This is a genomic window from Streptomyces sp. NPDC002825, assembly GCF_040295385.1.
Lineage (GTDB): Bacteria > Actinomycetota > Actinomycetes > Streptomycetales > Streptomycetaceae > Streptomyces.
In genome coordinates, this window is sequence record NZ_JBEOVH010000019.1 from 78,978 (window position 1) to 99,447 (window position 20,470).

Here is a 20,470-nt window from a genome sequence, read left to right on the forward strand (position 1 = left end):
GTGACCTGGGTCACGTCTCGGCCGCCCCGCGGCATGCCTCCTGCTCCCCTGGGAGAGTGATCCTGACAGGAGACGACCGGGGGAGACGCAGTGCTGGGAGATGAGGTCTTCGGAGGCCGGTACCGGCTGTTGCGGCAGCTCGGCGAGGGCGGCATGGGGCAGGTCTGGGAGGCTCGGGACGAGGTCCTGGGACGCCTGGTCGCCGTGAAGGTGATCGCCCTCCTGGCCGGCGGCGGAAGCAGAGGCGACGAGGCGCGCACGAGGTTCCTGCGCGAGGCGCGGATCACCGCCGCGCTGCAGCACCCCAACGTCGTGACGATCCATGACCTCGGCGAGGCGGACGTCGAGGGCGGCAGGGCACCGTTCCTGGTGATGGAGCACCTCCGGGGAGAGGGCCTCGACGCCGTCGTCCGCCGTGGACCCGCCGCCCTGCCGGACGTGGCGAGGTGGGGCGCGCAGATCTGCGACGCCCTGGCCGACGCCCATGCCGCCCGCGTCCTGCACCGGGACATCAAACCCTCGAACGTGCTCGTCACGGCGGCGGGCGCGGTGAAGGTCCTCGACTTCGGCATCGCGCGGTCCGCCGACCCGTACGCCACGTCCAACCGCCTCACTCAGACCGGTTTCATCGTGGGCACGCCTCCCTACATGGCGCCCGAGCAGGCGCGAGGCCGCCCCGAGGAGCGCAGCGACCTGTACGCACTGGGCTGTGTCCTCTTCGAACTCATCACGGGGCGGCTGCCGTTCGAGGCGCCCGACACCGTGGGCTACCTCACCGCCCACCTCATGCAGGACCCGCCCGTGCCCAGCCAGGTGGCCCCGCACATCCCCCGCGCGTGGGATGAACTCGTGCTCACCCTGCTGCGGAAGGAACCCGCCCAGCGCTACGCCTCCGCCGCCGACGTCGCACATGCCCTGCGACGGCTCGAAGACGGCGGTCGGCAGGAGCCTTCGGAGGAGGCCGGGGTCGAGGCGGCGGTCCGGGCTCGGCGCGTGGCGTTCGCCCGGGCGCTCCGGCGGCTCGAAAGCCGCCGGAGGCAGGAGCAGACCGCCCCCCGGGCCCTCCCCGAGGCCCCCACCCTCCCGGCCCCCGCCAAGGTGCCACCGGGCGGTGAGGTCTTCTCCTCTCGCATCTCCCCGGGGCAGCTGCTTACCGCGTTCGGCGGGCGGCTATTGATCGCCGCCGCCATCCTGGGTGCCTGGGGGCTTGTCGTCCATGTCGTCAATCCGCAGGAGACGTGGGCGTTCGAGGGACCGGACTGGTTCATCGTCGCGATCGCCGTGGCCGTCTGCGGGTGGAGTGCCTGGCAGAGTGCGCGGGGGAACACGCTCGTCGTCACGCCGGACGGACTCAGGGTGGGTGCCGCGGCCCCCGGACGGAACACGGCTGCGGCATCCATTCCGTGGACCTCGCTGGAAGGCGTCGCCCTTGCCGAACGGAACCGTCGCACCGAAGTGGTCCTGTGGTTCCGCCCCGGCCGCCACCCCTCGGCGGAGGAAGCACGACGACACGGGTTCAAGCGGTACTCGCACCCCGGCGGCTACATCGTCTTCCGTACACCCAGCGAGACCGGCCCGGGCGGCACGCACCCGTACCGCGACTGGCTGCGGACGGCCCTGGCCGAGTGCGCGGGCGCCCAAGGAGTCGAACTGATCGTCGGTGACTGGTGATCCGGTGAACACAGCAGCCCCTTACCTGGGTGCGGGGAGGTCCACCAGAACGGCGATCGCGTCCTGGTGCCGGCCCGCCGAGCCCAGGGCGATCTGGTCCGACTTGGCCCGCTTCAGGGCCAGGTGTGCCGGGTGCTCCCAGGTCATGCCGATCCCTCCGTGCAGCTGTACGCACTCCTCGGCGGCGCGGACCGCGACCTTCGAGCAGTAGGCCTGGGCGACCGCCACGGTGAGCGGGGCGTCCGGGCTGCCGGTGGCGAGGGCGTCGGCAGCGGCGCGGGCCGCGGCCCTGGCCCCGACCACGTCCAGCCAGAGCTGGGCCATGCGGTGCTTCAGGGCCTGGAAGGAGCCCACCGGGCGGTTGAACTGGTGGCGCTCACGGGTGTGACGGACCGTCTCCTCCAGGCACCACTCGGCCAGTCCGAGCTGCTCGGAGGCGAGCAGTCCCGCCCCGGCGAGCAGCCCGCGACGGATGGCGGCACGGGACGCGTCGCCGTCGGCGAGGCGGGTGCCGGCGGCGCCGCTCGCATCGACGACGGCCAGGGGCCGGGTGAGGTCGAGCGGCGTCAGCGGGGTGAGGACGACGTCGCCGGCGGCCACGGCGTAGAGCCCGTCGGGCCGTGGGACGAGCAACACATCGGCGACACTTGCGTCAGCAACGGCACGGACGGGTTCGGAGGAGCCGAGAGGTTCGGCAGAGCCCGCGGGCGCGCCGGCATCGGCGGAACCGGCCGCGCCCGAGGAGCCCGCGCGTCCCGCGTCGTCGAGCGGGCCGACCGGCGCGGGGGGCGCGGTGGAGAACGGGACCGCCAGGGCCGCGACGCGGTCGCCGGAGGCGAGCGCGGCGAGGAGCTCGGCGGCCGGGCCGCCGCCCTCCCCCGCCAGGCCGAGCAGCGTCTCCGTCGCCACCACCGCGCTCGTGAGGTACGGCAGCGGGGTCACCGCGCGGCCCAGCTCCTCCAGGACCACGGCCGCCTCGCGGTGGCTCGCGCCCAGGCCGCCCAGCCGCTCGGGGACGAGGAGTCCGGCAGCGCCGATGTCGCCCGCGAGGGCCTTCCAGAGGCCGGGGACGTACGGGTCGTCCGTCTCGATCCGGTCCAGCAGCGTCTGGTGGCCGGCCCGGTCGGCGAGCAGGGCGCGGACCGTCGCCCGCAGGTCGTCCTCGGTCTCGGAGTACAGAAGGTCAGTCATCGCGCGAGGTCCTTCCAGGCGACGTCCTTGTCGTTGCGGGGCTCCGGCGGCAGGCCGAGGACCCGCTCGGCGACGATGTTGAGGAGCACCTCGCTGGTACCGCCCTCGATCGAGTTGCCCTTGGAGCGCAGATAGCGGTAGCCGGCGTCGCGGCCGGTGAAGTCGACGAGCTCGGGGCGGCGCATCTCCCACTCCCCGTACAACAGGCCTTCGTCGCCGAGGAGTTCGACCTCGAGTCCGCTGATGGCCTGATTGAGCCGGGCGAAGCCGAGCTTCATGGCGCTGCCCTCGGGGCCGGGCTGTCCTGCGACGAGCTGCTGCCGGAGGCGCTCGCCGGTGAGCCGGGCGACCTCGGCGTCGACCCAGAGGTCGAGGAGGCGCCGGTGCAGCTCGTGGGTGCGCAGCTCGGGGCGCTCGCGCCAGGTCGTGGCGAGCTTCCCGATCATGCCGCCCTCGCGGGGGATGCGGGCGCCGCCGATGGAGACCCGCTCGTTCATGAGGGTGGTCTGGGCGACCCGCCAGCCGTCGCCGACCTCGCCGAGGCGGTGGGCGTCGGGGATGCGGACTCCGGTGAGGAAGACCTCGTTGAACTCGGCCTCGCCGGTGATCTGGCGCAGTGGCCGGACCTCCACGCCGGGGTCGGTCATGTCGCAGACGAAGTAGGTGATGCCCCGGTGCTTCGGCGCGTCCGGGTCGGTGCGGGCGATGAGGATGGCCCAGCGGGCGATGTGGGCGCTGGAGGTCCACACCTTCTGCCCGTCGATCACCCACTCGTCGCCGTCGCGTACGGCGCGGGTGCCGAGCGCGGCGAGGTCGGAGCCCGCCCCGGGCTCGCTGAAGAGCTGGCACCAGACCTCCTCGCCGACCCAGAGGGGCCGCAGGAAGCGGGACTTGACCTCTTCGGAGCCGTACGCGAGGAGGGTGGGGGCGGCCATGCCGAGGCCGATGCCGATCCGGCGCGGGTCGTTGTCGGGGGCGCCGGCGGCGGCGAGTTCGGCGTCGACGACGGCCTGCAGGGCGCGGGGCGCGTCGAGTCCGCCGAGGCCGACGGGGTAGTGGACCCAGGCGAGTCCGGCGTCGAAGCGGGCCTTCAGGAAGTCGGTGCGGTCGGTCGTGGCGGGCGGATGATCGGCGATCAACTGCGCGACGCGGCTGCGGAGTTCCTCGGCTTCGGTCATGCGTGGGCTCCTTCCGGGAGGACGACCAGGCGGCCGGTGGTGGTGCCGTCGGCGACGCGCTGGACGGCGTCCGCCGCGCCGGCGAAGGGGACGCGCCCGCCGATGAGGGGCTTGATGAGGCCCTTCGACGCGTAGGCGGTCAGGGTCTCGTGGCAGCGGGCGATCGAGGCCGGGTCCTTCGCCGCGTACAGGCCCCAGTGGAGGCCGAGGATCGAGTAGTTCTTCACCAGGGCGTGGTTGAGGGCGGGGGCCGGGACGGTGCCGCTCGCGAAGCCGACGACGACGATCCGGCCCTCGAAGGCGACGCACTTGGCGGACTGCTGGTAGGCCTCGCCGCCGACGGGGTCGTAGATCACGTCGGCGCCCCGGCCGCCGGTGGCGGCCTTGACGGCGGCGACGACGTCCTCGGAGCGGCGGTCGATCACGACGTCGCAGCCGAGGGCGCGGGCGGCGGCGGCCTTGTCGGGGCCGCCGACGACGCCGATGACGGTGGCGCCGGCCGCCTTGCCGAGCTGGACGGCGGCGCTGCCGACGCCGCCGGCCGCCGCGTGGACGAGGAGGGTCTCGCCCTCCTGGAGGGCGGCGCGGCGGTGCAGGCCGAACCAGCCGGTCTGGTAGCCGATGTGCAGCGCGGCGGCCTCGGCGTCGTCGAGGGCCTCGGGGGCGGGCAGGAGCCCGGCGGCGTCGGCGAGGGCGTACTCGGCGAAGCCGCCGTGCGGGAGGGCGGCGGTGGTGATGACGCGGCGCCCGTCCTCGGTCTCGGCGCAGACCTCGACGCCGGGGGTGAAGGGCAGCGGGGGCCGCACCTGGTAGTGGCCGCGGCAGAGCAGCGCGTCGGGGAAGTTGACGTTGGCGGCGCGGACCCGGAGGAGGACCTGGCCCTCGCCGGGCGTGGGCCGTTCCACCTCCTCGCGGCGCATCACCGCGCCCGGTTCGCCGTTCTCGTACACACGCCATGCCTGCATCCGGAATGCCTCCTCCGTACCGAGCGGTCGGTGGCATACTAAGCGGTCGCTTGCCCGCGATGGAACCAGGTCAGCCGGACTTCTTGGGGCGCGCCCGTACGTGCATGCGCTCCCCCTGCGGGCCGAAGAGGCTCAGGAACTCCACGGGCCCGTCCCCGGCCGGCCCGAACCAGTGCGGGACGCGGGTGTCGAACTCGGCGGCCTCGCCGGCGGCGAGCACGACGTCGTGCTCGCCCAGGACGAGCCGGAGCCTCCCGGAGAGCACGTACAGCCACTCGTACCCCTCGTGCACCCGGGGCTCCGGGGGCTCCTGCGCCTTCTCCTGGATCACCTTGTACGCCTGGAGCCCGCCGGGCTGCCGGGTCAGCGGGTACATCGTCCGGCCGTGCCGCACGATGGGCTTCGCCTTGACCCTGGGGTCGCCGACCGGCGGGGCACCGACGAGCTCGTCGAGGGGGACCTGATGGGCGCGGGCGAGCGGCAGGAGCAGTTCGAGGCTGGGTTTGCGCTGCCCGGACTCGAGACGGGACAGGGTGCTCACGGAGATGCCGGTGGCGGCGGAGAGCTCGGCGAGGGTCACCCCGCGGTCGCGGCGGACTCGGCGCAGGCGGGGGCCGACCTCGGTCAGGACGGCGTCGATGCGGTCGTCTTCGGTCATGCGGCCAGTGTTGCAGAAACGGCAAGTCTTCTTGCGAGTGCGGCAGCGTCCGGCGAAGGCTCGGCGCATGAACTCACGAACGAACGAGACGTACGACGCTGTGGTGATCGGCGGCGGCGCGGCCGGGCTCAGCGCGGCACTGATCATGGGCCGCTCGCGGCTGCGCACGCTGGTCGTCGACGCGGGCGAGCCGCGCAACGCCCCGGCCGCGCACATGCACGGGGTCCTGTCCCGGGACGGGATGAACCCCGCGGAATACCTCGCGTCCGGCCGGCGCGAGCTCGCCGTGTACGGGGTGGAGGTACGGGACGGCGTGGTCACCGGCGCGGCGGCGGACGGCGACGGCTTCCTCGTGGCGCTCGCGGACGGCACCCGTGTGGGTGCCCGGCGGCTCGTGGTGACGACCGGGCTCGTCGACGAGCTGCCGGACATCGACGGGGTGGCCGAGCGCTGGGGCCGCGACGTGATCCACTGCCCGTACTGCCACGGCTGGGAGGTCCGCGACCTGCCTTTCGGCGTGATCGCCCATCCCACGATGCCCGCGCACCAGGCGCTCATGCTCTCGCGCTGGTCCCGGGACGTGACGCTCTTCCTGCACACCGCCGGGCAGCTCTCCGCCCGGGACGCGGCGCTGCTCGACGCGGCCGGCATCGAGGTCGTGGCCGGGGAGGTCGCCGGGCTCGCCGTCGAGGGCGACCGGCTGACCGGCGTCAGGCTCGCCGACGGCCGGACCGTCCCGCGCTCGGTGGTCTTCGTCGGGGCGCGGCGCCTCGCCGCACGGGACGGGGTGCTGCGGGGACTGGGCGCTGAGCTGCGCGAGACCCCGCTCGGGGAGTTCGTCGCGGTCGACGGGACGGGCCGGACGAGCGTCCCCGGCGTGTGGGCGGCCGGGAACGTGACGGGCCCGCAGGAGCAGGTGGTCAACGCGGTGAGCCGGGGCTACCGGGCGGGTGTGGCGATCAGCAACGAGCTCCTGTTCGAGGATCTGGAGGCGGCGGCGGCCCGTCGGCCGGCCGGATGAAACGCGGCGGCTTGGGCTGCGCCACGGGGGCCCTCGGGCGAGGATCGGCCATGGTGACCACATTCGGCCACGGACGACGCAAGGACGGGACACCACCCATGCTCGGTACGCAGTTCACCAAGGGCTCCCCCAACTGGATCGACCTCGGCAGCCCCGACACCGACGCCGCCGCCGCGTTCTACGGCGCCGTCTTCGGCTGGGACTTCCGGTCGGCGGGCCCGGACGCCGGCGGCTACGGCTTCTTCCAGCAGGACGGCAAGACGGTCGGCGCGCTGGGACCGCTCGACGAGGGCGCGAAGAGCGCCTGGACGGTGTACTTCCAGACCCCGGACGCGGACGCGACCCAGGAGGCCGCCGCGGAGGCGGGCGGCACCGTGCGCGTCGAGGCCTTCGACGTCATGGACGCGGGCCGCATGGCCTGCCTCACCGACCCGGCCGGCGCCGAGTTCGCCGTCTGGCAGCCGGGGACCGTGAAGGGCCTCGACCGGACCTCCGCGACCAACACCCTCCTCTGGGCCGAACTGCACGTCCCCGACCCGGAGTCCACCCTCGCCTTCTACCGGAACCTCTTCGGCTGGCGCTGGTCGCGGATGGACGCGCCCGGCATGACCTACCGGGTGATCTCCACCGCCGAGGGCGACCAGGAGGACGCGTCCTTCGGAGGCGCGGCCGAGCTCCAGGAAGGGATGGACGCGACCTGGATCCCGTACTTCACGGTGGAGGATCCGGACGCGACCTCCCGCACGGCGCAGGGCGGCGGCGGCTCGGTCGTGATGCCCGCCACCGACGTCCCGGACGTCGGCCGCATCGCCTGGCTCGCCGACCCCTTCGGCGCGGTCTTCGCGGTGATGAAGCCGAATCCGAGGACCTGACCCGCCGCGGCTCGGCCCTCAGCGGCCGAAGAGTTCGAACGTCACCGCCGGACGGTCGCCGAAGCGGGCCGAGGCGCGGGACGTCGCCGTGGTCAGGAAGGAGCGGACGTACGTCTCCGGGTCCTCGTCCGTCAGGGCCTCGATGTAGGCGCGGTGGCAGAGGAGGGAGCGGATCGCGCGGTCCAGGCCGGGGGTGGCGTCGATCGCGTGGGTCGGCGTGCTGGAGGCGGCGACGGCGACCCAGCGGACGCCGTTCCAGGGGTCGAGGCCCTGCTCGGTCAGCTCCGGGAAGATCCAGCGGTTGCCGGCGTCCGCGGCCGCGTCGAGCGTGGCGCGGCCGACCGCCAGGTGGTCCGGGGTGTTCCAGGGGGCGCCCGGGCCCCCGCCCCAGGTGTCACGGTGGTTGAGGGTGATCACGAGCTCCGGGCGGTGGCGCCGGATGGCGGCCGCGATGTCACGGCGCAGGCCGAGGCCGTACTCGATCACGCCGTCGCGGTGGTCGAGGAACTCGACGGTGTCCACGCCGACGACGGCGGCGCTGTCCCGCTGCTCCTGCTCGCGGATCGGCCCGCAGAGGTCCGGGGCGAGGCTGTCGATGCCGGCCTCGCCCCGGGTCGCGAGGACGTACGTGACCTCCTTCCCCGCGTCCGTCCAGGCGGCGACGGCCGCCGCGCAGCCGTACTCCAGGTCGTCGGGGTGGGCGACGACGGCGAGCGCGCGCGTCCAGTCGCCGGGCATCTCCAGGAGGTCCTGTGCATCCGTGTCGATCATGAGCGCAGGATACGGGTCGCCTCCGACACGGTCGGGCGGAACGCCCCGGCGAGGATGACCGAGCGTGAGATGTGGCGCGGGCGGTCGGGGTTGAGGCCGCGCCGGTCCGCGAGGGCGACCGCGAGCCGCTGGGCCCGGACGAGCGCCGCGACCGGGTCGATCGCGTCGGCGGCGAACAGGGCGCCAGTGGACTCCACTTCGTCCCGCAGGCCGGAAGGGGCAGGGCCCAGGCAGCAGACCAGACTCGCCCGGTCGCTGATGCTGATCGGGCCGTGCCGGTACTCCATCGCCGCGTACGACTCCGTCCAGGCGCGGGCCACTTCGCGGAGCTTGAGCGCCGCCTCGTCGGCGAGGCCGACGGTCCAGCCGGTGCCGAGGAAGGTGAACTGGCCGCGCCGCTCCCAGGCGGCCGGCAGCTGCTCGTACAGGACGAGTTCGGCGTCGGCGATCGCGGGCCCGAGGTCCACCCCGAGCCCGGCGCGCAGGAGTTGGAGGGCGGTGGTGGCGAACCGGGTCTGGACGACGGAGCGTTCGTCGGCGAAGCCGAGGTCGACGATCCGGTCGGCCAGCCGCCCGGCGGGGCTGCCGGGGACGCCGGTGACGACGAGCGTCGGGACGCGGCCGCCGGCGCCGGCGAGCAGGTCCACGACTTCCGTGGTGGTTCCGGAGCGGGTGAGGGCGACGATCCGGTCGTAGCCGCGGCCGAGCGCGGTCGGGTCGGAAGCGGGGAACGCGTCGGTCTCGCCCGCGCCGAGGGACTCCCGCAGGGCCGCGTAGGCACGGGCGATGAAGTACGAGGTGCCGCAGCCGACGACCGCGACGCGCTCGCCGCGGGCCGGCAGCAGGCCGGCGTCGCGGTCGGCGATCTCGGCGGCGCGGCGCCAGCAGTCGGGCTGGCCGGCGATCTCCGCGCTGACGTGGGTGCTCATGGTCCGGGTCCTCTCCTCACGGGCTCCGCAGGGGCCCTCGCGGGTCCGGACCGAGTTGTATCCGTGCGTGACCAGAGCACACCATGAGCAATCCGCACTCACTGCTTGGACTTTCGCGCGTCCTGTGCCCGACCTCCGCAGGAGGCGCGGACCACGACCCTCGGTCGCAGCTGCACCTGGTGGAGCGGGGCCGCCTCCCCCTCGGCGAGCCGCCGCAGCAGGATCTGCGCGGCGAGGCGGCCCAGCTGGTACTTGGGGGGCGAGACGGCCGTCAGCGGGGTCTCCGCGACATCGGCGAACTCGTTGTCGTAGCTGACCAGGGCGAGGTCCCCGGGCACCCGCAGTCCGGCGCGGCGGGCCGCGCCGAGCATCAGGGCGGCCTCCCGGTCGCCGAAGCAGAGCGCGCCGGTGACGCCCGAGGCGCGCAGCGCGGCGAGCGCCCGGTCCGCGCGGCCCGGGTCCCAGCCGTCCCTCACGTCCCGCTCGTGGGGCGGCGCGGCGGGAAGTCCGAGGTCGGCGAGGGCGCGGGCGAAGCCGGACTCGATGGGCGCGGTGGTCGGCGCGTCGGTGCGGGTGACCAGCCCGAGCCGTTCGTGGCCGAGGGCGCGCAGATGGCGGACGGCGTCGTAGGCGCCGCCCTCGTGGTCGGTGCAGACGTGCTCGGTGGGGTCGCCGGGGCCGTACGCGGCGAGCCGGCGCTCGACGAGGACGGCGGGGACGGGCAGCGCGAGGAGCTCTTCGGCGCGCCGTCCCGGGTCGGTGGCGGTGTGCAGGCTGGGCACGAGGAGGAGGCCGTGGACCCCGGCGGACAGGAGCCGTTCGACGGCGGCGTCCTCCTCGGCGGGGTCGTACTGCGAGCAGGCGAGGACGAGCCGGGCGCCGGCCGCCGCGAGTTCGCGCTCGATGCCCTGCAGGACGCGCGGGTAGTAGTAGGTGGTGTCGGGGACGAGGACGCCGACGATCCGCCGGTCGGCGCGGTCGCGCTCGGGGCGGTGGGCGGAGAAGGTGCCGGCGCCCTGGCGTCGTTCGACGAGGCCGAGGGCGACGAGGTCCTCGTAGGCGCGGCGGACGGTGGTGACGGACAGGCCCGTCTCGGTGGCGAGGGCACGCTCGGTGGGGAGTTTGCTGCCGGGGGGCCAGGTGCCGTCGAGGATGCCGCGCCGCAGCTCGGCCATGAGGGCCCGGAACTTCAGCTCCCGGCCGGACGCAGGTGTCTCGCGTGCCGCCATCCGGGCCCCTTCGTGCGGGCCGGGGCCTGCACCCCGGTGTCCTTGCTGATCGACTGCGCGCCGAATCCTATGCCTCTCCCGCGGCGGCGTTCAGATCTCGTCGCGGGCGAGGCAGAGCAGCCGGTCGAGGACGCGCGGCCCGCCGGCCCGTACCCCGTCGTGCTCGAACTCGTCCGTCACCCAGGTCCGCAGCCCTCGGACGGCCCGCGCGGTCTCCAGGGAGTGGGCGGTGTCGACGTACATGTCGTCCTGGTAGACGGCGGCCGCCACCGGGACCCTGTTGGCGGCGAGCCGGTCGGGGTCGTAGAGCGGGGTCCAGTCGGTGCGCGCGGCGAGCAGTTCGGCTGTCTCGCGCAGCGGGCGCAGGGCGGGGTCGGTGGTGAAGTGCCAGGGGTGGACGGTCTCGCCCGTGAGGAGCAGGGGCGCGCCCTCCTCGAGCGCCGCACGGGCGTCGAACTCGGGGTGCTCGGCGCGGACCCGTTCGGCGGCCCAGTCGGTGGGGCCCTGTCCCTGGGCGTAGATGGCCTCGTGGAGGACGGCGTAGAGCGGGTGTCCCGCGTACGAGAGGTGGGCCTGGACCTGTTCGAGGAAGGCGTCGGCGAGCGCGGGCCCGGCCGGGGTCGGCACGAAGGCGCCCTCCAGGAGCAGATGGAGCTGGTGGGTGCCCTCGCCGGAGCCGAGGAGGATGCCGAGGGACTGGAAGGCCTCGACGGTGAGCAGTCCGCCACCGGGGAGGGTGACCTCGTGGTCGATGAGGTGGGCGGCGATCGCGTTGACCCGTTCGGCGTCCTGCGGGTAGCGGGCGAAGTGCGCCTCGTTCTTCCGGCGGACACGGGGGTAGGCGGCGCGGTAGACCTCGTCGGCGGTGGCGTCCAGGGAGGGCAGGCCGCCGGTGATGAGGACCCGCTCCAGGCCTTCGGGGGCGGTGGAGAGGTAGTGGGTGGCGCAGAAGCCGCCGAAGCTCTGGCCGAGGACCGTCCAGGGGGCTCCGCCGGTGAGCCGGCGGCGGATCAGTTCGCAGTCCTTGACGATGGAGTCGGCGCGGAAGTGCGCCAGGTAGTCGGCCTGCTCGGCCGGGCCGCCGCGCAGCGGCAGGGTCTGGCGGTTGGCGGGGGTGGAGCGGCCGGTGCCGCGCTGGTCGAGGAGGAGGACGCGGAACTCCTGCACGGCGCGGCCGAGCCAGGCCTGCGGGCCGATGAAGCGGCGGGCTCCGAAGCCGGGTCCGCCCTCCAGGTAGACCAGCCAGGGGAGCCCCTCGCGGCCCGAGCGGTCCTTGTCGCTCGCGACGACCTCGCGGCCGAAGACCTCGATGCGCTCGCCGTCGGGGCGCGTGTGGTCGAGGGGGACGGGGAACCGGTGGTCGGTGAGGACGAGGCCCGGCTGGCGGTAGGTGGTCAACGCTGCTCCTGCTCCTGTTCGGTACGCCCCCGCGAGGACAGTGGATCACATGGAGTGCGGGTCATCGGCGCGGGACGAGTCCCTTCTCCGCGAGGTAGTTGCGTGCCACGTCCTGCGGGAGCCGTCGCCAGCTGTCCACCTGTTCGTTGAGGTGTGCCAGGTCGGCGGTGGTCAGGACGGTGTTGAGGCGGGCGAGCGCGCGGGTGACGCTCTCGCCGCCGGCGCGGGCGCGGTTGACGACGGGGACGATGAAGTCGGCGTTCTGCAGGTGCTTGTCGTCGTCGAGCAGGACCAGTCCGAACGCGTCGAGGGTGGCGTCGGTGGTCGTGGTGAGCACCATGTGGTCCCGGCCGCTCTGCACGGCCTGTTTGGCCTGGGTGGTGCCGACGCCCTTGGGGTCGACGGCCGTCACGTCGATGCCGTAGACCTCTTTCAGGCCGGGGGCGCAGTAGGGCCTCCGGACGCATTCGTCACCGGCCGCGAGGCGCACGGGCAGCCGTGCGGCCCCCAGGTCGCCGAGCGTCTTCAGGCGGTGCTCGGCGGCGTAGGCGGCGGTGACGGCGAAGGCGTTCTGGTCGACGGCGCGGCCGGGGTCGAGGACGGTGAGCCCGCGCGGCTCCGCCAGGGCGCGCAGGGCCGTCATGGTCCTGGTGAGGTCGGGTGAGCCGACGGTCGGTGCGTCCGCCCCGGCGGTCTTGGCGTTCAGCCAGTCGGCGAAGGTCGCCGCGTACTCCGGTACGACGTCGATCTGGCCGTTCTCCAGGGCGGGCTCGTACAGCTCCCGGTTGGTGACCGAGAGGATCCTGGTGCGGTGACCGGCGTCCTGGAGCAGCAGCGCGTACATCTGGGCCAGGAGGTCGCTCTCGGTGAACCCGGCCGAGCCGACGACCAGCCGGTGGCCGTCGCCGGGCTGTCCCGTGACCGCGCCCCGGTCCTCCAGGGCCGGTCCCACGGCGCAGCCGGCGAGGCCGGCGCAGAGCAGCACCGCCAGGCACAGGACGGCAGGCCGCGTCACCCGCCGCCGCCCGCCGGCCGCGCCCCGCGCCGTCACCCGCCGCCGCCCTTCAGCCGCGTCGGGCCGAGACGCCGGGCGCCCTCGAAGGCCGCCTCGACGAGGAGGGCGAGGGCGGCGACGAGGAAGGCTCCGGCGACGACCTGCGGGGTGGACGCGAGGTTGAACCCGGCGGTGATGATCCGGCCGAGCCCGCCGCCGGCGGCGAGCGCGGCCACGGTCGCGGTGGCGACGAGCTGGACGGCGGCGATCCGTACGCCGGTGAGGATCATGGGCAGGGCCAGCGGCAGTTCGACCCGGGCCAGGGTCTGGCGGCCCGTCATGCCCATCCCGCGGGCGGCCCGTACGACGTCGGCGTCGACGCCCCGTATCCCGACGTACGCGTTGGTGAGGAGCGGGGGCACGGCGAACAGCACCAGGGCGATGATCGTCGGCCACTGCCCGTACGGGCCGAGCGGGCTGAGGAGCAGCAGGACGAGGACGGCGAAGGTGGGGACGGCGCGGCCGGCGTTCGCGAGGTTCACGGCGAGCGTGCCGCCCTTGCCGAGGTGGCCGAGGACGAGGGCGACGGGCAGGGCGATCAGGCAGCTGAGGGCGAGACAGACGAGGGTGAGGAAGAGGTGCTCGACGAGCCGGTGCCGGACGCCGTTGTCGCCGGACCAGTTCGTGGCGGTGGTGAGCCAGGACCACGCGTCGGCGAGGGCGGTCACGCGGCCCCTGCCCGGGTCCAGGGGGTGAGGAGCCGCTGCGCGCCGAGGAGGAGCAGGTCGGCGGCGACGGCGATGACCACGCAGAGCACGGAGGCGGTGAGGACCTGGGCCTTGAAGTAGGTGTTCATGCCCGCGTAGATCAGGTTGCCGAGGCCGCCGTGGCCGACGATCGCACCGATGGTGACGAGGGAGACGGCGGAGACGGTGGCGATGCGCAGTCCCGCCATGGCGGCGGGCAGCGCGAGGGGCAGTTCGACGGCGAGGAGCAGCCGGATCGGCCCGTACCCGAGGCCGCGCGCCGCCTGCCGGGTCTCCTCGGGGACGGCACGGAGCCCGGCGAGGAGATTCCGTACGAGGAGGGTGAGGGAGTACAGGACGAGCCCCGCCACCACGAGGGCGGGGGACAGTCCGTACACCGGCAGGAGCAGCGAGAACATCGCAAGCGCCGGGATCGTGTACAGGAGCGTGGTGAGCCCGAGGACGGGCCCGGCCGCCCACCGCCAGCGGCGCGCGGCGACCGCGAGGGGCAGGGCGAGCAGTACGGCGAGCGCGAGGGCGGCGCCGGTCAGCTGGAGGTGCTGGACGACGGCGTCGCCGAGGATCTCGCGCCGGGTGGAGAGGTAGTCGCCGCAGATCCACTCGTTGCGGGCGAGGCAGTCGTCGGGCGGCGCGGTCACGCCCCCATTCGAGACCGTGGGCGGCTCCCGCGCACCCTGGCCGGGCCGTTAGGGGGTCGCCCACGGGGGACGGTCAGCCCGTGGAGAGGACGGCGATGACGTTGCCCGCCGGGTCGGTGAACCAGGCGATGGCGGGGCCGTGCGTGTCGCGCACGACGCCCTTCTCGTCGGCCTCGAAGCCGGGGTAGCGCTGGAAGGTCACCCCGCGCCCCACCAGCTCGTCGACCGCCCGGTCGATGTCCTCGACCTCGAAGTTGAGGATCGTGAAGGAGGCGGGGGTGTGGTTCTCCTTGGGGTAGACGAAGACGCGCGCCCCGCCGGGCAGGACGAGGTTCAGCATCCGCATCCCCTCGGGTCCGGTCTCCTCCGCCCTCAGGCCGAGGACGTCGCCGTAGAAGTCACGCGCGGCGCCGAGGTCGTCGACCGAGAAGCTGCTGTACGCCGTGGTCTCGCCGAACATGTCGTGCTCCCTTCCGGGGCCCGGTGCCCGGGCACCCCTTCCAGGATCCTCCGGCTGCGGCCGCCCGTCCGCTCAGGGGGCGATCGGCAGCTGCCGCTTGTGCTCGGTGAGCTCGTAGCGGCGGACGATGATGGCGTACGCGGGCTCGGCGACCGGCTTCCCCTCCAGGAAGTCGTCGATGTCGTCGTAGGTGACGCCGAGGGCGTCCTCGTCCGCCTTGCCCGGGTCGAGGGTCTCCAGGTCGGCCGTGGGGGTCTTCCAGACCAGGGAGGCGGGGGCGCCCAGCTCGTCGGCGATCGCGCGGACGCGGCGCTTGGTCAGGCCGGTCAGCGGGACGACGTCGGCGGCGCCGTCGCCGAACTTGGTGAAGAAGCCGGAGACGGCCTCGGCGGCGTGGTCGGTGCCGACGACAAGACCGTCGTGGGCGCCGGCGACCGCGTACTGGGCGATCATCCGCTGCCTGGCCTTGATGTTGCCCTGCACGAAGTCCTGGTGGTGGGCGTCGCGGAAGGTCGTCCCGCCGGTGAGGCAGGCCTCCAGGGCCGCGTCGCTGGCCGCCTTGACGTCCACGGTGAGGACGCGGTCGGCGCGGATGAAGCCGAGGGCGGTCTGGGCGTCCTGCTCGTCGGCCTGGACGCCGTACGGCAGGCGCATCGCGTAGAAGGTGGCGTCGTGGCCGGCGGCCCGGGCCCGCTCCACGGCGAGCTGGCAGAGCCGGCCGGCCGTCGTGGAGTCGACGCCGCCGCTGATGCCGAGGACGAGGGAGCGCAGTCCGGTGGAGGTGAGCCGCTCGGTGAGGAAGGCTACCCGGCGCTCGATCTCCGCCTTCGGGTCGAAGGTCTCGGCCACCTGGAGGTCCCGGGCGATCTGCAGCTGGAGGGCGGTGGACGCCGGGTCGGTCACGGAGGTCTCCTCGTCGGGGGTCGGTCGGCGGCGCACGGGAGTCACCCGAGGTGTACGGGGGTGCGCCGGGGTCGACTCTACGCGTCGCCCGATGGGGCGACGGACGCCTCCGGGGTGCACAGCACCTCGACGCGCTGGACGAGGTTGTTCGCGAAGCCGCCGCGGTTCCACGGCGCGGCGAGCGGCTGGACGTTCCCCTCGGCGTCGGTGGCCCGCACGGTCAGGTGGCGCAGGCCCGGCGTCGCCGTCCAGGTGGTGCGCCAGGCGGACCAGGCCCACGGGTGCGCGGGGTCACGTGCGAGCTCGGCCTCGGTCCAGGCCGCCCCGCCGTCCTCGCTGAGCTCGACGCGGGTGACGGGGCCGTGCCCGGACCAGGCCCGGCCGGTGAGCTCCACGGGGCCCGGGCGTACGACGCGGGTGCGGGACATGAAGTCGGGAAAGCCCGGCGGCACCATCAGGGCACGGGGGGCGATGAGGGTGACCGGCTCCCCCGGTTCGTCGGCCTCCCGGCGCAGACGGTAGGAGACGGTCTGCTGGAAGCCGGTGTACGGGGTGTCGTCGAGCGTGATGTCGCGCAGCCACTTCACGTGCGCCATGCCGTACCAGCCGGGGACGACGAGCCGGAGGGGGCTGCCGTGCTGCGGCGGCAGGGGCGCGCCGTTCATGGCGTACGCGACGAGGACGTCCCGCGCCGGGTCGGCGGCCGTCGTCAGGGGCAGGCTGCGGCGGTAGTCCTGCTCGACGCCGCGCTCGACGCCGTGGTCGGCGCCGGTGAAGACGGCCTCGGCCGCGTCCTCGGCGATGCCGGCCTCCGCGAGGAGGGCGGCCAGCGGGACGCCGGTCCAGTCGGCGGTGCCGACGGCCTCGACCAGCCAGGGCTGGCTGACGGGCCGGGGGCTGAGCCTCGCGCGGCCGTTCCCGGCGCACTCCAGGGTGACCCGGCGGGTGACGGAGGGCCGGTCGCGGAGCGCCGCCAGGTCCAGGGAGAGCGGGCGCAGGACCCGGCCGCCGACGGTGAGGCGCCAGTTTTCCGCGTCGGTGGCGGGGATGTCGTAGTGCACGAGGACGTAGTGGAGGCCGGGCGGCGTGACCTCGTACCGCAGGGCCTCCAGGGGCAGTCCGTGGTTGCGGGTGGCGAGGGCGAGCTCCTGCGCGGTGACGCCCTCGTCGGGGTCGGCCACGCGCCCCGGTGTGCTGATGTCGCCCAGACCACTGAGGGAACCGTCCATGCCCTCATCGTCCGCCCGGGCCGGGGGCCCGGCACGTCGGCGGCGCGGGGGGTGCCGTCAGTCCTGCCGGGGGCCGCGCAGGGCCCGGCACGTCGGCGGCGCGGGGTGGTGCCCTCAGGCCTGCCGGGGGCCGCGCAGGGCCCGGTCGAGGCCGTCCTGCGGGGGTCCGGTGAGGGCGCGGACGAAGATCTCCTCGTAGGCGGGTTCGCCGATCGTGGCGCGGGCCGTGTCGGTGTACTTCTCGTGCAGCGCCCGCAGCCCGGGCAGGCCGCGCCGGGGCTGGCCGGTGGAGCGCCAGTACGCCTCGCCCGTCCCGCTCACGTCGGCCGCGCGCTCGCCGTCGCCTGCCGCCGCGAGGGCGGTGGCGAGGACGTCGAGGCCGAGGGCGACGCCGAGGCTCGCGCCGAGGCCGCGGGTGCCTTCGAGCATGGCGCGGGCGTGACCGGAGGCGGCCGCCGGGTCGCCCTCCAGGAGGCCGGTGAGGGCGAGCTGGTATTCGAGGGCGGTGCGGGTCCAGTGCTCGTCGAGCTCCTCGCAGAGGGCGCGGAGGTGCAGCGCCCGTTCCCGGGCCTCGGCGAGCCGGCCCAGGCCGGTGAGGGCGAAGACGCGGACGAGGTGGCAGCGGAGCCGGGCGGCGGAGTCGGCGGGTCCGCCGGGGGCGGCGTCGAGGACGTGGCCCACGACGACGTACGCGGCCATCGGGCGGCCGGTGGTCAGGGCGAGGAGTCCGGCGAGGGCGGCGGCGTCGAGGGTGAGGTCGCCGGGCCCCGGAGCCGTCCCGTACGAGGGGTGCTCGGTGTACTCCGTGTATCGGGCCTCGCGGGCGCAGCGTTCGCTGACCTCCTGGGCGGGGCCGGACTCGCCCTGGAGGACCAGGGTGACACCGAGGGCCCACAGCGCCCGGGCCCGGACGCGGCCGCGGGCCCCGGCGAGCAGCAGGGCCTGTTCGAGGCCGTCGCGGGCCTCGCGCAGGCGGCCGCGGCAGGACCAGGCGAAGGCGACCGAGCCGACGAGGTCGAGGGCCGCGTCGGGATCGGTGCGCAGCAGCCGGTCCAGGGCGGTGCGCAGGTCGGTGTGGTGGGCGTCGACGGTCCGGTACCAGCGGAGCTGGCGGGCGCCGTGCCATTCGGTCTCCGCCCGGCGGGCCAGGGCCCGGAAGTGGGCGGCGTGCCGGTCGGCGACCGTTCCGGTCTCGCCGGTCCGGTCCAGCCAGGTCGCCCCGTACTCGCGGATGGTGTCGAGCATGCGGAGCCGGCCGGCGGCGTCCGGCGGGCGGACCACGGAGGAGCGGACGAGTCCGTCGAGCGCCGCGGGCAGGGTCGTGCCGTCCAGGGGGCCGCCGGAGCAGACGGCGGTCGCGGAGGCAAGGTCGAAGGGGCCGCGGAAGACGGAGAGGCGGGCCCAGAGGAGGCGTTCGAGGGGGGTGCTCAGCTCGTGGCTCCAGCCGATGGCGGCGCGCAGGGTCCGGTGGCGGCTTGGCCAGACCCGCTCGGGGTGGGCGAGCAGGTCGAAGCGGGCTCCCGGCGGGGCGTCGAGGCGGGTGCCGAGCTGGTCGCGGACGGCTTCGGCGCCCTGGAGGCGGATCTGCGCGGCTGCCAGTTCCAGGGCGAGCGGGATGCCTTCGAGGCGTACGCAGATCTCGCCGGCGGGCCCGGCGGCGGTGAAGTCCTCCCCCGCGGCCCGGCGGAGCAGTTCCAGGGCGTCGCCGCCGGCGGGCGGCAGCGGGTCGAGGGCGACGACCCGCTCCCCTGCGACGCCGAGGGGGCGTCGGCTGGTGGCGAGGACGGTGAGTCCGGGGGCTGCGGCGAGGAGTTCGGTGACGAGCCGGGCGCAGGGTTCGGCGAGGTGCTCGCAGGAGTCGAGGACGAGGAGCAGCCGGTCGTCGGCGAGGCGGCGGCAGAGTCCGGTGGTGGCCATGCCGGGGGTGTGGTCGGCGAGGTCGACGGAGTCGGCGACGAGCGCGACGAGGAGCCGGTCGCCGTCGAGCTGGGTCAGGTCGGTCCACCAGGCGCCGTCCGGGAATCCGCCGGCGGCGCGGTGCGCTGCGCGCAGCGCGAGCCGGGTCTTCCCGACTCCCCCGACGCCGGTCACGGTGACGAGGCGGTGCTCCGCCAACGCGGCGGAAATGCGCTCCAGTTCCGTGCGGCGTCCCACGAAACCGGGGTTCTCGTCCGGCAGATGTCCACGCACGGGAGCAGTCTCCCTCATGCCCGCCCCGAACGGACCGGCGGAACCGCTTCGTTATGCGGCCGATCTTCGTCGTCGGGGCCTCGGAAATTCGTTTGACCAGGCCAGGGGGCCGGGCTGCACTGTGCGGGGCGCCACGGACGGTGGCGCCGGTGTTCCGGGAAGGCGGCAGTACCGATGGAGATTCGTCCCACGACCGAGCAGGACCATCGTGTCTTCGTCGACACGATGCACACCGCGTTCGGGCTCTTCCCCGAGACGCCGGCCGAGGACGGCGGGGGGGTCTGGTGGTCGGCGCTCGAGATGGACCGTGGCCTGTTCGCCCTGGCGGACGACGGCCGGCCCGTCGGCACCGCCGGTTCGTACTCCTTCGAACTCACCCTGCCGGGTGGGGCCCTCGTCCCGGTCGGCGGGGTGACCGCCGTCGGCGTGCTGCCCTCGCACCGGCGCCGGGGCGTGCTGAGCGCGATGATGCGGCATCAGCTCACCGAGCTGCGCGCCCGGGGGGACGTCCTCTCCGTGCTGCTCGCGTCCGAGGCCACGATCTACGGCAGGTTCGGCTACGGCCCGGCGACCTGTACGCAGCGGCTGACCGTGCCGCGCAGGCAGGCCGCGCTCGCCCCCACCCGTGCGCCCGGGGCCACGGACGCGGCGGACGCGGGCTCGGTGGAGGTGCTGCCGCGTGCCGACTGCGCGGAGCTCCTCGAAGACGTCTACGACCGGTACCGCCGCGCGCAGCCCGGCGCGCTGTCCCGGCCGCACCGCTGGTGGGCCCGGCGGGCGGGGCAGCCCCCGATCGCTCCGGCGCCGCGTCACGTCGCCGTCCACCGGGACGCCGACGGGATCCCGGACGGGTACGCCAGTTACACCGTCGGCGACGACCGCACCCTTACCGTCGACGAGGTGATCGCCACCAGCGACGCCGTTTTCACGGCCCTGGCCCGGTTCGTGCTCGAACACGACCTGGTCGGTACGGTCGTGTTCAAGCACGTCCCGCCCGAGCACCCGCTGCGCTGGCAGTTCGCGGACCTCCGCGCGGCCGAGGTGGGCACGCCCGGCGACTGGCTCTGGGTGCGGCTGCTCGACGTGCCGGGCGCGCTGACCGCGCGCGGCTGGTTCACGGACGGCGAGCTGGTCCTCGACGTGGACGACCCGTTCCTCGGCGAGCACGGCCGCTACCTGCTGACCGTCAGGGACGGCAAGGCCGCATGCGTCCCGACGGACCGGGAACCCGATCTGTCCCTGGACGTGCGGGACCTGGGATCGGTCTACCTCGGCGGCACCGCCCCGAGCACCCTCGTGCGGGCCGGGCACGTCCGGGCGCACCGGCCGGGCGCGGCCGCGCTCGCGGACGCCCTGTTCCGCGGGGAGGGCGCCCCGCACTGCCTGCACTGGTTCTGACCGCGTAC

Annotated in this window: 19 protein-coding genes; 4 read left to right on the plus strand and 15 right to left on the minus strand. The window is 74.6% G+C overall.

Features of this window, described 5'->3' with window-relative positions; all coding sequences use genetic code 11:
• Window positions 1-90 precede the first annotated feature (90 nt).
• Window positions 91-1,671, plus strand: coding sequence for a serine/threonine-protein kinase (locus ABT041_RS23660; protein ID WP_351187482.1), 1,581 nt, complete (start codon window positions 91-93; stop codon window positions 1,669-1,671).
• Between the two features lie 21 nt (window positions 1,672-1,692).
• On the opposite strand, the gene ABT041_RS23665 is transcribed toward ABT041_RS23660, so the two are convergent.
• The 4 genes from ABT041_RS23665 to ABT041_RS23680 all read right to left on the minus strand — a co-directional run bounded on the left by ABT041_RS23665 (window position 1,693) and on the right by ABT041_RS23680 (window position 5,663).
• Window positions 1,693-2,862, minus strand: coding sequence for an acyl-CoA dehydrogenase family protein (locus ABT041_RS23665; protein WP_351187484.1), 1,170 nt, complete (start codon window positions 2,860-2,862; stop codon window positions 1,693-1,695).
• Entirely contained in the window at window positions 2,859-4,040 is a 1,182-nt protein-coding gene (locus tag ABT041_RS23670) for an acyl-CoA dehydrogenase family protein (protein WP_351187486.1), read from the minus strand. Before ABT041_RS23670 ends, ABT041_RS23665 begins: the two co-directional genes overlap by 4 nt.
• Window positions 4,037-5,005 (minus strand): NADPH:quinone oxidoreductase family protein, encoded by a 969-nt coding sequence (locus ABT041_RS23675; RefSeq protein ID WP_351187488.1) that lies wholly within the window; start codon window positions 5,003-5,005, stop codon window positions 4,037-4,039. The genes ABT041_RS23670 and ABT041_RS23675 overlap by 4 nt, the downstream gene beginning before the upstream one ends.
• 70 nt (window positions 5,006-5,075) lie before the next feature.
• The gene (locus ABT041_RS23680) at window positions 5,076-5,663 is read right to left on the minus strand and encodes a helix-turn-helix domain-containing protein (RefSeq protein WP_351187490.1); all 588 of its coding nucleotides are present in this window, start codon (window positions 5,661-5,663) and stop codon (window positions 5,076-5,078) included.
• A gap of 67 nt (window positions 5,664-5,730) precedes the next feature.
• Here ABT041_RS23680 and ABT041_RS23685 point away from each other — a divergent pair, with 67 nt between their 5' ends.
• Both ABT041_RS23685 and ABT041_RS23690 read left to right on the plus strand, forming a co-directional pair.
• Window positions 5,731-6,684, plus strand: a complete 954-nt coding sequence (locus ABT041_RS23685; protein WP_351187492.1) for an NAD(P)/FAD-dependent oxidoreductase — start codon at window positions 5,731-5,733, stop codon at window positions 6,682-6,684.
• 98 nt (window positions 6,685-6,782) lie between these two features.
• Window positions 6,783-7,556, plus strand: a complete 774-nt coding sequence (locus ABT041_RS23690) for a VOC family protein (protein WP_351187604.1) — start codon at window positions 6,783-6,785, stop codon at window positions 7,554-7,556.
• An 18-nt stretch (window positions 7,557-7,574) separates the two neighbouring features.
• On the opposite strand, the gene ABT041_RS23695 is transcribed toward ABT041_RS23690, so the two are convergent.
• The 11 genes from ABT041_RS23695 to ABT041_RS23745 all read right to left on the minus strand — a co-directional run bounded on the left by ABT041_RS23695 (window position 7,575) and on the right by ABT041_RS23745 (window position 19,082).
• Complete coding sequence (locus tag ABT041_RS23695; RefSeq protein WP_351187494.1) at window positions 7,575-8,327, minus strand: PIG-L deacetylase family protein; 753 nt, start codon at window positions 8,325-8,327, stop codon at window positions 7,575-7,577.
• Entirely contained in the window at window positions 8,324-9,256 is a 933-nt protein-coding gene (locus ABT041_RS23700) for an SIS domain-containing protein (RefSeq protein ID WP_351187496.1), read from the minus strand. The genes ABT041_RS23695 and ABT041_RS23700 overlap by 4 nt, the downstream gene beginning before the upstream one ends.
• Before the next feature lie 98 nt (window positions 9,257-9,354).
• On the minus strand, window positions 9,355-10,485 hold the full coding sequence (locus ABT041_RS23705) for a GntR family transcriptional regulator (protein WP_351187498.1): 1,131 nt from the start codon (window positions 10,483-10,485) through the stop codon (window positions 9,355-9,357).
• A gap of 90 nt (window positions 10,486-10,575) precedes the next feature.
• Complete coding sequence (locus ABT041_RS23710) at window positions 10,576-11,883, minus strand: alpha/beta fold hydrolase (protein WP_351187500.1); 1,308 nt, start codon at window positions 11,881-11,883, stop codon at window positions 10,576-10,578.
• Between the two features lie 61 nt (window positions 11,884-11,944).
• Window positions 11,945-12,898, minus strand: coding sequence for an ABC transporter substrate-binding protein (locus ABT041_RS23715; RefSeq protein WP_502976581.1), 954 nt, complete (start codon window positions 12,896-12,898; stop codon window positions 11,945-11,947).
• Window positions 12,899-12,930: 32 nt separating this feature from the next.
• Complete coding sequence (locus tag ABT041_RS23720) at window positions 12,931-13,605, minus strand: ABC transporter permease (RefSeq protein ID WP_351187502.1); 675 nt, start codon at window positions 13,603-13,605, stop codon at window positions 12,931-12,933.
• A complete protein-coding gene (locus tag ABT041_RS23725; RefSeq protein WP_351187504.1) occupies window positions 13,602-14,282 on the minus strand; it encodes an ABC transporter permease in 681 nt (226 codons plus the stop codon). The genes ABT041_RS23720 and ABT041_RS23725 overlap by 4 nt, the downstream gene beginning before the upstream one ends.
• A 73-nt stretch (window positions 14,283-14,355) precedes the next feature.
• Window positions 14,356-14,742: a VOC family protein gene (locus tag ABT041_RS23730; RefSeq protein ID WP_351187506.1), complete on the minus strand. Its 387-nt coding sequence runs from the start codon at window positions 14,740-14,742 to the stop codon at window positions 14,356-14,358.
• A 72-nt stretch (window positions 14,743-14,814) separates the two neighbouring features.
• Complete coding sequence (gene nadE / locus ABT041_RS23735) at window positions 14,815-15,645, minus strand: NAD(+) synthase (protein ID WP_351187508.1); 831 nt, start codon at window positions 15,643-15,645, stop codon at window positions 14,815-14,817.
• 77 nt (window positions 15,646-15,722) lie between these two features.
• Window positions 15,723-16,874 carry a sulfite oxidase gene (locus ABT041_RS23740; protein WP_351187510.1) on the minus strand — a complete coding sequence of 384 codons (1,152 nt, stop codon included), beginning with the start codon at window positions 16,872-16,874 and terminating at the stop codon, window positions 15,723-15,725.
• Window positions 16,875-16,988: 114 nt separating this feature from the next.
• Window positions 16,989-19,082, minus strand: coding sequence for an ATP-binding protein (locus ABT041_RS23745; protein WP_502976582.1), 2,094 nt, complete (start codon window positions 19,080-19,082; stop codon window positions 16,989-16,991).
• A 156-nt stretch (window positions 19,083-19,238) separates the two neighbouring features.
• On the opposite strand from ABT041_RS23745, the gene ABT041_RS23750 reads away from it, so the two are divergent.
• Window positions 19,239-20,462, plus strand: coding sequence for a GNAT family N-acetyltransferase (locus ABT041_RS23750; protein ID WP_351187514.1), 1,224 nt, complete (start codon window positions 19,239-19,241; stop codon window positions 20,460-20,462).
• Window positions 20,463-20,470 lie beyond the last annotated feature (8 nt).

Bases quoted from the DNA above. Each gene is read 5' to 3' on its own strand.
- ABT041_RS23685 (WP_351187492.1), top strand. From the start codon at position 5,731: ATGAACTCACGAACGAACGAGACGTACGACGCTGTGGTGATCGGCGGC.
- ABT041_RS23665 (WP_351187484.1), bottom strand. From the start codon at position 2,862: ATGACTGACCTTCTGTACTCCGAGACCGAGGACGACCTGCGGGCGACG.
- ABT041_RS23730 (WP_351187506.1), bottom strand. From the start codon at position 14,742: ATGTTCGGCGAGACCACGGCGTACAGCAGCTTCTCGGTCGACGACCTC.
- ABT041_RS23690 (WP_351187604.1), top strand. From the start codon at position 6,783: ATGCTCGGTACGCAGTTCACCAAGGGCTCCCCCAACTGGATCGACCTC.
- ABT041_RS23675 (WP_351187488.1), bottom strand. From the start codon at position 5,005: ATGCAGGCATGGCGTGTGTACGAGAACGGCGAACCGGGCGCGGTGATG.
- ABT041_RS23745 (WP_502976582.1), bottom strand. From the start codon at position 19,082: ATGAGGGAGACTGCTCCCGTGCGTGGACATCTGCCGGACGAGAACCCC.
- ABT041_RS23670 (WP_351187486.1), bottom strand. From the start codon at position 4,040: ATGACCGAAGCCGAGGAACTCCGCAGCCGCGTCGCGCAGTTGATCGCC.
- ABT041_RS23700 (WP_351187496.1), bottom strand. From the start codon at position 9,256: ATGAGCACCCACGTCAGCGCGGAGATCGCCGGCCAGCCCGACTGCTGG.
- ABT041_RS23695 (WP_351187494.1), bottom strand. From the start codon at position 8,327: ATGATCGACACGGATGCACAGGACCTCCTGGAGATGCCCGGCGACTGG.
- ABT041_RS23740 (WP_351187510.1), bottom strand. From the start codon at position 16,874: ATGGACGGTTCCCTCAGTGGTCTGGGCGACATCAGCACACCGGGGCGC.
- ABT041_RS23680 (WP_351187490.1), bottom strand. From the start codon at position 5,663: ATGACCGAAGACGACCGCATCGACGCCGTCCTGACCGAGGTCGGCCCC.
- ABT041_RS23705 (WP_351187498.1), bottom strand. From the start codon at position 10,485: ATGGCGGCACGCGAGACACCTGCGTCCGGCCGGGAGCTGAAGTTCCGG.
- ABT041_RS23750 (WP_351187514.1), top strand. From the start codon at position 19,239: ATGGAGATTCGTCCCACGACCGAGCAGGACCATCGTGTCTTCGTCGAC.